Here is a 14,282-nt window from a genome sequence, read left to right on the forward strand (position 1 = left end):
CGGTCAGGCAAGAGAGAGTAGCTGCCGCATATACTCTGCCCGGGGCGCAGCAAACAACGCTTCACACTCACCTTGTTCCACCACTTCTCCCTCCCGCAGCACCACCACCTGATGGCATAGCGAACGCACCACCTTCAGATCATGGCTGATAAAAATGTAAGCCAGACGATGGGTTTGCTGAAGCTTCAGCAGCAGAGCCAGGATCTGCTTCTGTACCGAGCGGTCAAGAGAAGAGGTCGGCTCATCCAGAATAATCAGCTGTGGCTGCAGAATAAGCGCGCGGGCAATGGCGATGCGCTGACGCTGTCCGCCCGAAAACTCTGCCGGATAACGGTGCCGGGTATCGGCATCAAGACCGACTTCCTGCATCGCCTCAATCACTTTTGCCTCACGCGCCGCTGCATCCAGCCTGGGGTGATGCACCTGAAGGCCTTCAGCGATAATTTGCAGCACGCTCAGCCGGGGATTTAGCGAAGAGTTGGGGTCCTGAAAAACGACCTGCACCTGGCGACGAACCGGCAACATTTTGCGGCGATCCCACTGATGCAGCGGCTGGTCGTGGAACCAGATTTCACCTTCAGAGGCAATCAGCCGCAGCAAAGCCAGGCCGGTGGTGCTTTTTCCGGAACCGGACTCGCCCACCAGACCCAGACTTTCGCCCGGCCGCAGCGTAAAGCTCAACGACTTCAGCGCGTGATGGTAGCCGCTAATCCGCCGCAGAAATCCCTGTTTGAGAGGAAAAGAGACCCGCAAATCCTTAACCTGCAATAAAGGTGGCGCGTCGTCATCCGCCGGAGCAGGGCGCCCTTCGGGTTCGGCATTAAGCAAGGCCTGCGTGTATGAATGGGCCGGTGCACTGAACAGCTTTGCGGTTGTATTGCTCTCCACCGCCTGGCCGTTACGCATTACCACCACGCTGTCAGCCAGCTGACGCACAATATTGAGATTATGGGTGATAAACAGCAATCCCATATTCATCTCCTGCTTTAACTCTTTCAGCAGCGTCAAAATTTGCGCCTGCACGGTCACGTCAAGTGCCGTGGTCGGTTCGTCAGCAATCAACAGCTCCGGCTGAGTCAGCAGCGCCATCGCAATCATCACGCGCTGACGCTCGCCGCCGGAAAGCTGATGAGGGAAATCCCTCAGGCGTCTGGCGGCCTGGCGGATCCCAACCCGATCCAGGCAGGTCAGCATCTCCGCTCTGGCCGCCTCTTTACGCATGCCCCGGTGCAGTGACAGCACTTCATACAGCTGCTTTTCGATGCTGTGCAGCGGATTAAGCGACACCATCGGTTCCTGAAAGATCATAGCCATGCGGTTACCGCGCAGACCGCGCAGCATTTGTTCATTCGCTAGCAGCACATCCTGCCCGGAAAACAGGATTTCGCCCTGTGGATAGAGAACGGGCGGCGAAGGCAGCAACCGCATCATCGACAGCGCCGTGACGCTTTTACCGGAGCCGGATTCCCCCACCAGCGCCAGCGTTTCACCAGCATCAACAGAAAGCGACAGATCGCTGACCACCAGACGCTCCACGTCGCCCTGGCGAAAGGCGATACTCAGATTATTCACGCTCAGCAATGACATCAGTACACCTTACTGGGATCAAAGGCGTCACGAACCGCTTCGCCGATAAAAATGAGCAGCGACAGCAGGATCGCCAGTGAGAAGAACGCGGTAATTCCCAGCCAGGGCGCCTGCAGATTATTTTTCCCCTGTAGCAGCAGCTCGCCTAAAGAAGGCGACCCCAGCGGCAACCCGAAGCCGAGGAAATCGAGAGAGGTCAGGGTGGTTATGGAGCCGCATAAAATAAACGGCAGATAGGTCAAAGTGGCGACCATAGCGTTTGGCAGCATATGGCGGGACATAATCTTACTGTCGCTGACGCCAAGCGCCTGCGCCGCACGGATATAGTCGAAGTTTCGCGTGCGCAGGAACTCTGCTCTTACCACGCCCACCAGTTGCATCCAGCCAAAAGCGACGGTGATCGCCAGCAGCCACCAGAAACCGGGCTGGATAACGCTCGACAGCAGAATGATTAAAAACAGGGTAGGCATGCCGGACCAGACTTCAATAAATCGCTGGCCCCAGAGATCCACCCTGCCGCCGTAGTAACCCTGCGAGGCGCCCACAACAATGCCAATGACGCTGGAGACCAGCGTCAGCATCAGGCCAAAAATCAGCGAAATACGCATACCGTAAAGAATACGCGCCAGCACATCGCCGCCGTTGGCATCGGTGCCCAGCCAGTTCTGGGTCGAAGGGGGCGAAGGGAAGGGCACCGTGGTGGCAAAATTGATCGAGCCGTCACCAAAGCGGACAGGCGCCCAGATTGCCCAGCCCTCTTTATCCAGGCGTGATTTCAGCCACGGGTCCTGGTAGTCCGCCGCCGTGGCTAAAGCTCCGCCGAAGTCGGTTTCATCGTAATCCACCAGCAGCGGGAAATAGGTGCGGTCGTGATAATGCACCAGCAGCGGCCTGTCGTTGGCTATCAGCTCAGCACCCAGGCAGAGCAAAAACAGCACGGCGAAGATCCAGAGCGACCAGTAACCACGGCGGTTATGGCGGAATCGCGCCCAGCGCGCCTGATTAACGGGGCTTAAATAATTCATTAGCGTCCCTCAAAATCGATGCGTGGATCGACCAGCGTATAGGTGATATCGCTCAGGATATTCAGCAGCAGGCCAATCAGCGTGAAAATATAGAGCGTGCCAAACATCACCGGATAATCGCGCTGGATCGTGGCGTCATAGCCCAGCAGCCCCAGACCGTTCAGGGAGAACATCACCTCTATCAGCAGCGAACCGGTAAAAAACATGCTGATAAAGGTCGCCGGGAAGCCGGCAATCACCAGCAGCATCGCGTTGCGGAACACGTGACGATAGAGAATTTTTTTCTCATCCAGCCCTTTGGCGCGGGCGGTAACCACATACTGTTTGCGGATCTCATCCATAAATGAGTTTTTAGTCAGCATGGTGAGCGTGGCGAAGCCGCCGACCACTGTGGCGATAACCGGCAGGGTGATATGCCACAGATAATCGATAATTTTGCCATACCAGGGCAGGGAGTCGAACTGGGCAGAGACCAGCCCTCTTAACGGGAACCAGTCCAGATAGCTGCCGCCGGCAAACAGGACAATCAGCAGAATACCAAAAAGAAAAGAGGGGATAGCATAGCCGATAATAATCAGCGAGCTGCTCCAGATATCAAAGGCGCTGCCGTTACGCACCGCTTTCTTAATACCCAGGGGAACAGACACAAGATACATGATCAGCGTACTCCACAGCCCCAACGTGACTGAAACCGGCAGGCTCTCTTTAATCAGTTGAATGACCGAACTGCTGCGAAACAGGCTGTCGCCAAAATCAAAGCGCACGTAATTCCACAGCATGGTGAAGTAACGTTCATGCAGCGGCTTGTCAAAGCCGTAACGTTTAGTGATCTCTGCGATAACTTCAGGATCAAGCCCGCGGGAACCGCGATACTGGCTGTCAGTCGGGCTGGCGTTGAGCCTGGTGCGCGTCTGCGCTTCACCGCCGTTCCCTCCGCCCGGCATTCCGGTGGTTTGCCCGAACTCGATATTGGCGAGCGCCTGGTCAACAGGCCCGCCTGGCGCTATCTGCACAATAAAGAAGTTAATCGTGATGATCGCCCACAGGGTGGGGATGACCAGCAGCAGTCTGCGAAGTAAATAGGCGCCCAAGCTCTTCTCCTTAACGACGTTGGGCCGGCAGCTGCGCGGCTTTATTCACATCATACCACCAGCTGTCGAAGCCCAGAGAATAAGTGGGACGCGTACCCGGCATGGAAAACTTGTTCCAGTAGGCATACCGGTTGGTAGCGTTGTACCACATCGGGATCATGTAGTAATTCCAGGTCAACACGCGATCCAGCGCCCTGCCAAGGGGCAGCAGAGCAGCCTTATCGCCCTGGTGCTGGTTGATTTTGGCAATCAGCTCGTCCAGTACCGGACTTTCTACATGCGGGCGATTATAACTGGAGTCGATAAAGGCAGAGGCCCAGTAAATTTGCAGATTACTGTCGGGGAAGGGCATAGCCGGATAAGGGGAGGGCAGCATATCAAAGTCGCTTTTGCGCAGCCGTGCGAGATATTGTGAGCTGTCTACCTGGCGAATAGTCAGGGTAATCCCCAGCCGGCTGAGGTTATGCTGGAACGGCAGCACCCACTGATCGTTGCCTCCGCTACGCAGCAGCAGCTCAAAAACGAAAGGCTTGCCGGATTTGACGTTGATCAGCCGGTGGTTTTTCAGCTCCCAACCTGCCTGTTTAAGCAGTTCCAGCGCCTTCAGCATATTATCGCGGTCATAGCCGCTGCCATCGGTATGGGAGGGCTGATAAATCTGCGAAAAGATTTCATCAGGAATTTTCCCTTTCAGCGGCCCCAGCAGCTCAAGCTCCTGCGCATCGGGATAGCCAGTGGCGGCATACTCGGTGTTCTGAAAATAGCTGCGGGTGCGCTTATAAGCATGGTAGAAGAGCGCTTTATTCATCCACTCAAAGTCAAAGCTCAGGGAGAGAGCTTCTCTGACACGCCGGTCGCTGAACAGCGATTTCTGCACGTTAAATGCCAGCCAGGTAGAGTTGGTCGCCACATCATTAGGCTGTTCCTCTTTGCTGATAAACTGATTATCAAAATTTTTGCCGCGATACTGCGTGGCCCATTTTTTAGCCGAGCCTTCGGTACGGAAATCAAACGCACCAGACTTAAAGGCTTCAAACGCTACGTTATCATCGAGGTAATAGTCATAGCGCAGCGTATCAAAATTAAAGCGCCCTTTATTGACCGGCAGATCGGCGGCCCAGTAATCTTTGACCCGCGTATAGGTGATGTACTGACCCATTTTATAAGAGGCGACCCGGTAAGGGCCACTGGATAAGGGCGGCTTTGCCAGCGGCTCCCCCAGATTATGGTCCTTCCAGAACTTTTCCGGAAAAACCGGCGTAGAGAGCAGAGAGAGCATTTTGTCACGGTTACTCTCCGGCAACTCAAACCGCACCGTCAGGCGTGAAATAGCTTTCGCCGTTACGCCTTTATAGAAAACGCGATATTGCGGCACCCCTTCCGTCATAAATTTATTGAAGGTGAAAGCGACATCTTCCGCGGTGATGGCGGAACCATCATGGAAACGTGCGCGGGGATTCAGGGTGACCTCAATCCAGCGACTGCTGTCAGGGTAACGGGCAAATTCAGCAATCAGGGGGTAATAGCTGCCGGTCTCATCATCGGAAGTGGTGAACAGCGGATCGTACAGCGTATCCGTGCCCGCGCCAGGGTTCCCGCGTGTGGCAAAGCGGTTAAAATTGTCATAGGTACCGATAGCGGAGAGGGTAACGCTTCCGCCTTTTGGGGCAGCAGGATTAGCATAATCATAATGGGTGAACTGGGTAGCATATTTGGGTTCACCAAGCTGCGCGAAGGCATAACTCTCATTGATATTTTCAGCGCGGGCAGCAAGCGCGAACAGGCTGAAAAGTAAAAATGTAAACCAGCGCACTATCATGGTGTTAATCAGCTCCCGCAGAGATAAACAGATGTCGCAAGGTTAGCAGCAGCGCAACAGACGAAGCAACGGCAAACAGCGGCTCTTTACGCTTTCAGACACTCACCCCGCAAGAGAGAGCCTGGGTTTGCGCTAAATCAGGCTATCCGCTGCGGCTTTGCAGGGAAGTGTTATAAAAGTCGGCTTCTCTGTGATGGCCGACGGCTAAAAAAAAACGCTGCCGAAGCAGCGTTTATTATCTCGTTTTCGCAGACTTCAGGGATCTGAAATCAGCTCGGCGTGTGGCTCAGCACCCGGCGCGCTTCGCGGTAACGCTTCTTCCAGTAGCTGTCGTTCAGACTTGAGATCATAACGCCACTGCTGGTAGAAGCGTGAACAAAGTTATCATTGCCGAGGTAGATGCCGACGTGCCGACCGGTAGAACCGGCGCGGAACAGAACGATATCGCCTGGACGTAACTTGCCACGGTTAATGCTTTTTCCGGAATCTTCCTGCTCATAGGTCGAACGGGGAAGATCTAAACCAAACTGCTCACGGAAGGTGGTCTGTACAAATGCCGAACAATCAATGCCGCGTTTGCTGGTACCGCCGAGACGGTAACGAACGCCTTTCCAGTCCGCATACTGATCCATCAGGCGGGATTTAATATCCACATTCTGGACCATCTGTTCGAATTCATCCTGAGACGCTTGAAGTAAAAAGCCGTTCTGGCCTTTAACTGCATGAGTATCAGTTTGTGCATTATTGCTGGTATTCGTCGAGCTACATGCTGATAAAACTGTCGCTAATGCGATTGCGGGCAACACCCGCCAGATATATCTCAGTATTGGTTGAGACTTGACCATTATGTTTGTAATCCCTTGAGGTCCTTAACGACGAGGTCGTTAGAAAAGTTGCGAAACGGAACGAGATTAATTAGCGCGACAGGGTAAGACAATTCCTGAAACGCAGAAGTGTGCAAGGGAGCACATTTTTTAGCGTAAATCCTGGAAATGGTCTACTGAAGTAGCCTAACTGAAAGTGAGGTTACCCGATTACAAGCCCCATGGCGAGGGGTTTAAACGACTTTTTACAGGTTTTTTTGATATGAAATAGGAATGTATCAATGCGCGCACTTTATCGGCAATCATGGAGAAAACTTGAGGAAATAATGGAACGAAGTGTGCAAAAAACAGGCGGAGATGAAAAAATGAGATTAATACCGCTGGACAATAGCGCTAAGTCACCGTTTTTTGTCGGGCGGTAACCATAATAAAAACTTCTCGTTACTCTTTAATAAGGAGGCTAATAATAAGGGCGGTAAATAAGCTGCTGAGGAATCAGCCCCTTTTTACCGCCCCGAATCATCTTTATTTAGCGGGTTTGTATTTGCCCGGCAGGTGACGATAGAGCGCATTAACCAGGTAATCGCTAATTGGGGTCAGTAAGCACCAGCTCATGCCAACCAGCACCACTGAGAGCGACCCCACAACCACATCAGTAAACCAGTGCGCGCCGATCATAATGCGCGGCGAAGCGAAAACAATCACAATCGCTACCGCAATCATAAAGGCGCGGCGCGTGAAATAACGCAGCATAAAGCAGGCAAATATCATTAGCATCATGCCGTGGTCGCCGGGGAAACTGTCAGTTGAAGCATCTTTAGCCGGGATCCCGGTTAATTTCGTGACGTGATTAACGTCAGGGAAAAATTTGGTCGGACTTGGGTGGGAGACCGGAATTAAATGCCCCAGCTGGTTCAGCACCACGGCACAAATTAACATCGCAATACCAATCGCCAGTAACCTGCGGCGGCCAGGCGGGGTTTCACGCCGCCAGAAATGCAGATATAAGCCGCCCATCGCCAGTAATGAAACACCGTCAAAGGCGCGGAAGTTGGTAACAGCCAACAGCCAGAGCAGCGGCTTATTAGTCAGCAGCCGGTCGTTAAACCAGTAAAAGATATTTTTATCCAGCTGGAACCAAAAACCGTGGTTAACCGGCAGATACCAGGAAAAGAAAAGCGCAAATCCCAGGACATTAAGCACCAGGATGGTCAGTAAACGGTTAGTGGTCATTTCGCGTTAAGGATAAATTAAGAAAAAGTAATAGCGTAGATTATACCTCAGGAGTTAAACGAAGTTTCAACAAAGAACTTTGCAACCTGTTCCAGTCCGCTTCCGCCTCATGAATCATTTCAATACGGCTGTCTGGCGGAGAGGAGGGGCGGGTTTCAATATGAAAGTCGTCGCCCTGACGGTTGACGCTGACCAGCCCTTCTTTAATACGCATCACCCCTTTTACGCGGGTAACGGGCGCAAGACGGACCCATTCAAGCAGGCCAATGGTGTCAAACACCGTCTCATCATCAAATATCCAGCCGCAGGCATGGTAGCCCTGTCCCTGATTTAACGACCGCCGCCAGCGTGTTCCCGCAGTCAGCGACAGAGCAGCCAGCCCGAAAGGGGGCGCGGCGTGTGAATGATGCTGCTGCGCCTGAGGTAACGTGCGCAGATTCAGGCGCGGCTGCGCCAGCAGAGTCTGGTCTATTTTGCCGAAGCTGACCGGGATCACCGGCCGTTGCAGCGCATCGTTGCTCTGCCACTGCGCCAGGGCTGCTCTGTCCGCATCCTGCCAGCGATCTTCTTTATTCGCCACAATGATATCGGCTGCGGCCAACTGATCGCGGAAATTTTCATTCTCCACTACGCGGGGATCAGCAAACTGACGGGGGTCCAGTACGCAGAGAGAGGCATCCAGAGTCAACCACGGGCGATACACCTCTGCCGAGAGCATATCCAGAATCTGCTTTGGATGACCCAGACCTGTGGGTTCAATCAGCAGGCGGTCGGGTTTAGCCTGCTTCAGCAGCATATTAAGCCCAACCTGCATCGGCAAACCGTTGACGCAGCACATGCAGCCGCCGGGGATCTCTTTCAGAATGGCACCGCTTTCCGCCAGCAGCGCACCGTCAATACCGATCTCACCGAATTCATTGACCAGCACCGCCCAACGTTCTTTTTCTGGTTTGTTAGCCAGCAGGTGCAGCAGGGTAGTGGTTTTACCGCTGCCCAAAAAGCCGGTAATCAGGTTTACCCGGGTCATTTATCTCTCCTGTAACGACGATCGCTTATCAAGTTGTGCTGTTTTTGGCCGATTAAGGATTTATTGCTGCCAGCATGAAATCCTGGGGGGCTTCTGTTCAGGATGTTTGCTGCCAGACATCTATGCTTATCAGACAACAAACGCGATAGTGAGGGTTATGATGAAAAGCATTCAACCAGCTTTAATAATTATGCTTTTGGCCTCCGGAACCAGTCATGCATTGGCGCATGAGATGGCCACGGATAACAATTCTGGCGCTATTGGGTTCCAGGGCGCTCTGGTGGAAACAAGTTGTGCAACGGACCTGAAGCAAAACCAGGTCATTACTTCCTGTATGCGGGACGGCACCAATCAGGTGACAACTTCTCCCGTTTCGGCAAGCGCTCACTTACCCCCTGCCATAGGAAGTTCTGAGGTTAGCTGGCTGGACAGCACACACCAGCGCGGCATCCTGACCCAAAATTATAATTAAGTGTTATAACATAACAATTAAGGCGATGCACTGCGCACCGCCTTCAGGGCATTAGTCGGCACGTGCCATATAACGACGCTCGGCAATATGAATGCGAATTTTGTCGCCGTTACTCAGATATTCCGGAACCTGGATCACCAATCCGGTGCTCATTTTGGCCGGTTTGGTGCGGGCGCTGGCAGAAGCCCCTTTGATGCCGGGCGTGGTTTCCACAATTTCCATGTCCACCGTCTGTGGCAACTCAAGCGCCAGAATCTGCCCATCCATTGTTAATACCTGAATGCCGGGAATGCCACCTTCAGGCAGAAACAGCAGCTCTTCTTCAATCTGCTCACCCTTAAAGACGTAAGGCGTGTAATCTTCATCATCCATAAAGACATATTCGTCGCCGTCGATATAAGAGAAGGTCACCTGACGACGGCTCAGAGAGATGGTATCGATGATCTCGTCGCCCTTAAAGCGCTCTTCAACTTTAAGCCCGGTCCGGATATCGGTGAAGCGCATTTTATACAGAGTTGACGCACCACGGGCGCTGGGACTCTGTACATCAATATCTTTAACTAACAGAAGTTTACCGTTATGGCTCACCGCCATCCCTTTTTTGATCTCATTGGCTCTTGGCATGCTGAACTCTCGATAATTGGGCTGTGAAAATTTCTCGCGACAACTTACTCTGGCTGACCTGTTCAGGCAAGTACCAGACCGGAAAGGAAAGGGTGAAATTGTGCTTCAGTAAAGGATAGCCTTCGCCGCATGCGCCTGCTATTGTCGCGCTTTCAACGTCGGGGAATAAACGATGAAGTGCCGTGACGCCTGTGGGGCTTGTTGTACTGCGCCTTCTATCTCTTCGCCTATTCCCGGTATGCCCAACGGCAAGCCTGCCAACACCCCCTGCATCCAGCTTGATGAGCAGCAGCGCTGTAAAATTTTTGCCTCGCCGCTCCGGCCTGCCGTTTGTGCTGGCTTAAAACCCACGGCTGAAATGTGCCACAGCAGCCGCCACGAGGCGTTGATCTGGCTGTTGGATCTGGAGCAGCAGACCGCGCCTTAATTAAATTCCCCGGTTCCATCCTGCATTTATCGCCAGAACAGCGATCTGTTTTATTCCCTCCCGCTAACTGATTCTTCTTCAGCAGCCGTCAGCAAGCGCAGCGGCACCCTGCTGCTTTTCGGAAAAAGGTCAGCAAAATGTGCGTGGCATCAAAAATCTGCTACGTCGTTGTCGGTAAAACTTGCCAGCCATTGGCGAACAGGAACACACTCCTTGAAACGTTTCAGCGGTGTCTGTTCAGCTTGTTGCTTCTACAGTCAGCGCTTTTTTCTCAAAATAGCTGAAACGATTCAAATTCAGCAGAGAGGAGAACTATGTTCCAGCTAGCACTAGATGCCATCCATCCTGGCGCCACCGCCGGGAATAAAGACGAGGCTATCCGCCAGGTTGCTGCCGCGCTGACCTTAGCCGGCAATGTGGGGGAAGGATATGTGAACGGGATGCTTGCCCGCGAACAGCAAACTTCCACCTATCTGGGCAATGGTATAGCCATTCCTCACGGCACCACCGACACCCGCGATCTGGTTTTGCAGACCGGCGTACAGGTTTTCCAGTTCCCACAGGGCATCGCCTGGGGCGAAGAGCAGACCGCGTATGTGGTCATCGGTATTGCGGCTAAGTCAGACGAGCACCTTGCGCTGCTACGTCAGCTTACGCATGTGCTGAGTGATGACAGCGTGGCTGAGGAGCTGAAAACCACAGATTCCGCCGAAACACTGCGCAGCCTGCTGATGGGTGAAAAGCAGGGTGCTGAGTTTAAATTTGATACTTCGCTGATTGCTACAGAGGTGGCCGCCAGCGATTTAATGACGCTGCAGGCACTCAATGCGGGACGTCTGCAACAGGCTGGCGCGGTTGATGCCCGTTTTGTCAGCAGCGTAATTTCTGGTAAGCCGCTGAACCTGGGGCAGGGCATCTGGCTGAGCGACAGTACCGAAGGCAACCTCGGCAGCGCTATTGCCATCAGTCGTGCCGCTGAACCTTTTGACGTTCAGGGTGAAAAGGCCGCGCTGCTGCTGACCGTATCGGTAACGGACGATCGGCCAATGAGCGTGCTGAACTACCTCAGCGACCTGCTGATGCAGCAAAAAGCTGAACGCCTGCTGAAGGCGGATGCGGCGGGCATTCTCGCGCTGCTGACCAGCGAAGTCTCTGAGCAGGCTGACGTGCTTACTGAAGAGTTCACTATCCGTAACGAGCACGGACTGCATGCCCGTCCCGGTACGGCGTTGGTTACGGTTATCAAACAGTTTAACTGCGACGTTACCGTGACCAATCTCGACGGCAGCGGCAAACCGGCCAACGGACGCAGCCTGATGAAAGTGGTTGCGCTGGGCGTGAAGAAAGGCCATCGCCTGCGCTTTACCGCCAGTGGTGAAGATGCCCGCGCGGCGCTGGACGCCATTGGTGAAGCTATCTCTGGTGGCCTGGGCGAGGGTGCAGCATGAGCAGACGCGTTGCTACCATCACGCTAAATCCCGCCTATGACCTGGTGGGTTACGCACCGGAAATTGAGCGCGGCGAAGTCAACCTGGTAAAAACCACCGGTCTGCATGCCGCCGGTAAAGGGATTAACGTGGCCAAAGTCCTGAAGGATTTGGGCATTGATGTCACCGTGGGTGGTTTCCTGGGGAAAGAGAATCAGGATGGCTTCCAGCATCTGTTCAGCGAGCTGGGGATCGCTAACCGCTTCCAGGTTGTGGAAGGGCGGACGCGCATCAACGTAAAGCTGACTGAAAAAGAGGGGGTCGTAACCGATTTCAATTTCTCTGGTTTTGAGGTGACGCCTCAGGACTGGGAACGGTTCACCACCGATTCACTAACCTGGCTTGGCCAGTTTGACATGGTGTGCGTTAGCGGCAGCCTGCCGGCAGGCGTGGAACCGGATGCCTTTACCGACTGGATGAAAGCGTTACGCACCCACTGCCCCTGCATCATTTTTGACAGCAGCCGTGAAGCGCTGGTCGCCGGACTCAAGGCGGCCCCCTGGCTGGTAAAACCAAACCGCCGCGAGCTGGAAATCTGGGCTGGGCGTAAGCTGCCAGATTTGCAGGACGTGATTGAAGCAGCGCATGCGCTGCGGGAGCAGGGCATTGCCCACGTGGTTATCTCACTCGGTGCAGAAGGCGCGCTGTGGGTGAATGCTTCAGGCGAATGGATCGCCAAACCACCCGCTTGTGAAGTGGTCAGCACGGTAGGTGCCGGGGATTCTATGGTTGGCGGGCTGATTTATGGCCTGCTGATGCGTGAATCCAGCGAGCACACGCTGCGTCTGGCTACGGCTGTTGCGGCAATGGCCGTCAGCCAGAGCAATGTGGGCGTAACCGATCGTACCCAGTTGGCCGCGATGATGGCGCGTGTCGACCTCCAACCTTTTAACTGACAGCAGGAGAGCATAATGAAAACGCTGCTGATAATTGATTCTTCGCTGGGGCTGGCCACTGGCTATCTGGCAAAAAATATCGCAACGGCCGCGGCGGCCAGTAAAGGTGTGACGCTGACCGATAATCTGGCTGAAGCAGACCAGATCATTGTCGCCGGTAAAAACGTTCCGGACGGCGTTTCGCTTGAGGGTAAAGCAGTTTATCTGACCGATATCGAACAGCTACTGCGTCAGCCCGATGCGGTACTGGCGAAAGCGCAGACGGAAGCAAAACCCTGGCATGCGCCTGCGGTAGCGGCAACAGCCGCCCCTGCGGCCGCTGCGGCAGAGAACAGACCAAAACGCATCGTCGCTATTACCGCCTGCCCAACTGGCGTGGCGCATACCTTTATGGCGGCGGAAGCCATCGACACCGAAGCGAAAAAACGCGGCTGGTGGGTGAAGGTAGAAACCCGTGGCTCTGTGGGCGCGGGCAATGCCATTACGCCTGAAGAGGTTGCAGAAGCCGATCTGGTTATTGTGGCGGCTGATATCGAAGTGGACCTGGCGAAATTTGCCGGGAAACCGATGTATCGCACTTCAACCGGACTGGCGCTGAAAAAGACGGCGCAGGAGCTGGATAAAGCGGTAGCGGAAGCCCGCCCTTATCATCCCAAAGGCGGCAGCAACGCTTCTCAGAATGATGACAGAAAAGAGAGTGCAGGCGCCTATCGCCACCTGTTAACCGGCGTTTCTTATATGTTGCCGATGGTGGTAGCGGGCGGTCTGAGCATCGCACTCTCCTTCGCTTTTGGTATTACTGCATTTAAAGAGCAGGGAACGCTGGCGGCGGCACTGATGCAGATCGGTGGCGGCAGCGCCTTTGCTCTGATGGTTCCTGTGCTGGCAGGCTTTATCGCCTTTTCCATCGCTGACCGTCCGGGCCTGACGCCAGGTCTGATTGGCGGCATGATCGCCACCAGCATCAACGCCGGCTTCCTTGGCGGGATCATCGCGGGCTTTATAGCTGGTTACGCGGCGAAATTTATCAGCAGCAAGCTTAAGCTGCCGCAGAGTATGGAGGCGTTAAAACCGATCCTGATTATTCCGCTGATCGCCAGCCTGATCACCGGTTTGCTGATGATCTATGTAGTGGGTACGCCGATTGCCAAAATTATGGAAGGGCTGACTCACTGGCTGGCTAATATGGGTACCGCTAACGCCGTCCTTCTGGGCGCAATCCTCGGCGGCATGATGTGTACCGATATGGGCGGCCCGGTGAACAAGGTGGCCTACGCCTTTGGGGTTGGCTTACTGAGTTCCCAGACCTACGCACCGATGGCAGCTATCATGGCGGCCGGTATGGTGCCGCCGCTGGCGATGGGGCTGGCGACGCTGGTAGCCCGCAGGAAATTTAATAAAGGTCAGCAGGAAGGAGGCAAAGCGGCGCTGGTTCTGGGGCTGTGCTTTATCTCTGAGGGCGCCATCCCGTTTGCTGCCCGAGATCCGATGCGTGTTCTGCCTTGCTGCATTATCGGCGGCGCGTTGACCGGTGCTATTTCAATGGCGGTAGGGGCTAAACTGATGGCACCTCACGGTGGGCTGTTCGTGCTGCTGATCCCAGGCGCCATCACCCCTGTGGTGGGCTACCTGATCGCCATCATCGCAGGCACGGTGGTCGCGGGTCTCTCCTACGCGGTGCTGAAACGCCCGGAAGCGGAATTAGCTAAAGCCTGATTTCCTGAGGGCAATAAAAAAGCGCGGGCGACCGCGCTTTTTTTATGATCGCAA

General features: G+C 54.3%; 13 protein-coding genes. 5 read left to right on the forward strand and 8 right to left on the reverse strand.

Features of this window, described 5'->3' with window-relative positions; translation table 11 throughout:
- Positions 1 to 3 precede the first annotated feature (3 nt).
- The 7 genes from yejF to SD961_RS13740 all read right to left on the reverse strand — a co-directional run bounded on the left by yejF (position 4) and on the right by SD961_RS13740 (position 8,606).
- Positions 4 to 1,587, reverse strand: a complete 1,584-nt coding sequence (yejF, locus tag SD961_RS13710; protein ID WP_318790896.1) for a microcin C ABC transporter ATP-binding protein YejF — start codon at positions 1,585 to 1,587, stop codon at positions 4 to 6.
- The gene (locus SD961_RS13715) at positions 1,587 to 2,612 is read right to left on the reverse strand and encodes a microcin C ABC transporter permease (RefSeq protein ID WP_318790897.1); all 1,026 of its coding nucleotides are present in this window, start codon (positions 2,610 to 2,612) and stop codon (positions 1,587 to 1,589) included. Before SD961_RS13715 ends, yejF begins: the two co-directional genes overlap by 1 nt.
- On the reverse strand, positions 2,612 to 3,703 hold the full coding sequence (locus tag SD961_RS13720) for a microcin C ABC transporter permease YejB (protein WP_318790898.1): 1,092 nt from the start codon (positions 3,701 to 3,703) through the stop codon (positions 2,612 to 2,614). The genes SD961_RS13715 and SD961_RS13720 overlap by 1 nt, the downstream gene beginning before the upstream one ends.
- Before the next feature lie 10 nt (positions 3,704 to 3,713).
- On the reverse strand, positions 3,714 to 5,522 hold the full coding sequence (locus SD961_RS13725; protein WP_318790899.1) for an extracellular solute-binding protein: 1,809 nt from the start codon (positions 5,520 to 5,522) through the stop codon (positions 3,714 to 3,716).
- A gap of 269 nt (positions 5,523 to 5,791) precedes the next feature.
- Positions 5,792 to 6,367 (reverse strand): bifunctional murein DD-endopeptidase/murein LD-carboxypeptidase, encoded by a 576-nt coding sequence (gene mepS, locus SD961_RS13730; protein ID WP_306211696.1) that lies wholly within the window; start codon positions 6,365 to 6,367, stop codon positions 5,792 to 5,794.
- 504 nt (positions 6,368 to 6,871) lie between these two features.
- Positions 6,872 to 7,579, reverse strand: coding sequence for a phosphatase PAP2 family protein (locus tag SD961_RS13735; RefSeq protein WP_318790900.1), 708 nt, complete (start codon positions 7,577 to 7,579; stop codon positions 6,872 to 6,874).
- A 40-nt stretch (positions 7,580 to 7,619) separates the two neighbouring features.
- The gene (locus SD961_RS13740) at positions 7,620 to 8,606 is read right to left on the reverse strand and encodes a GTP-binding protein (RefSeq protein ID WP_318790901.1); all 987 of its coding nucleotides are present in this window, start codon (positions 8,604 to 8,606) and stop codon (positions 7,620 to 7,622) included.
- A gap of 157 nt (positions 8,607 to 8,763) precedes the next feature.
- Between SD961_RS13740 and SD961_RS13745 the strand changes: the two genes are divergently transcribed.
- Positions 8,764 to 9,078, forward strand: coding sequence for a hypothetical protein (locus tag SD961_RS13745; protein WP_318790902.1), 315 nt, complete (start codon positions 8,764 to 8,766; stop codon positions 9,076 to 9,078).
- A gap of 51 nt (positions 9,079 to 9,129) precedes the next feature.
- Here SD961_RS13745 and yeiP read toward each other — a convergent pair whose 3' ends face one another.
- Positions 9,130 to 9,702: an elongation factor P-like protein YeiP gene (yeiP, locus tag SD961_RS13750; protein ID WP_318790903.1), complete on the reverse strand. Its 573-nt coding sequence runs from the start codon at positions 9,700 to 9,702 to the stop codon at positions 9,130 to 9,132.
- A gap of 172 nt (positions 9,703 to 9,874) precedes the next feature.
- On the opposite strand from yeiP, the gene SD961_RS13755 reads away from it, so the two are divergent.
- From SD961_RS13755 to fruA, 4 genes are all read left to right on the forward strand, one after another.
- Positions 9,875 to 10,129 (forward strand): YkgJ family cysteine cluster protein, encoded by a 255-nt coding sequence (locus SD961_RS13755; protein WP_318790904.1) that lies wholly within the window; start codon positions 9,875 to 9,877, stop codon positions 10,127 to 10,129.
- A gap of 314 nt (positions 10,130 to 10,443) precedes the next feature.
- Positions 10,444 to 11,577 (forward strand): fused PTS fructose transporter subunit IIA/HPr protein, encoded by a 1,134-nt coding sequence (gene fruB, locus SD961_RS13760; RefSeq protein ID WP_318790905.1) that lies wholly within the window; start codon positions 10,444 to 10,446, stop codon positions 11,575 to 11,577.
- Complete coding sequence (fruK, locus tag SD961_RS13765; RefSeq protein ID WP_318790907.1) at positions 11,574 to 12,512, forward strand: 1-phosphofructokinase; 939 nt, start codon at positions 11,574 to 11,576, stop codon at positions 12,510 to 12,512. Before fruB ends, fruK begins: the two co-directional genes overlap by 4 nt.
- Before the next feature lie 15 nt (positions 12,513 to 12,527).
- A complete protein-coding gene (gene fruA / locus SD961_RS13770) occupies positions 12,528 to 14,228 on the forward strand; it encodes a PTS fructose transporter subunit IIBC (protein ID WP_318790908.1) in 1,701 nt (566 codons plus the stop codon).
- Positions 14,229 to 14,282 lie beyond the last annotated feature (54 nt).

It is taken from the genome of Erwinia sp. MMLR14_017, assembly GCF_033657285.1.
GTDB lineage: Bacteria > Pseudomonadota > Gammaproteobacteria > Enterobacterales > Enterobacteriaceae > Erwinia.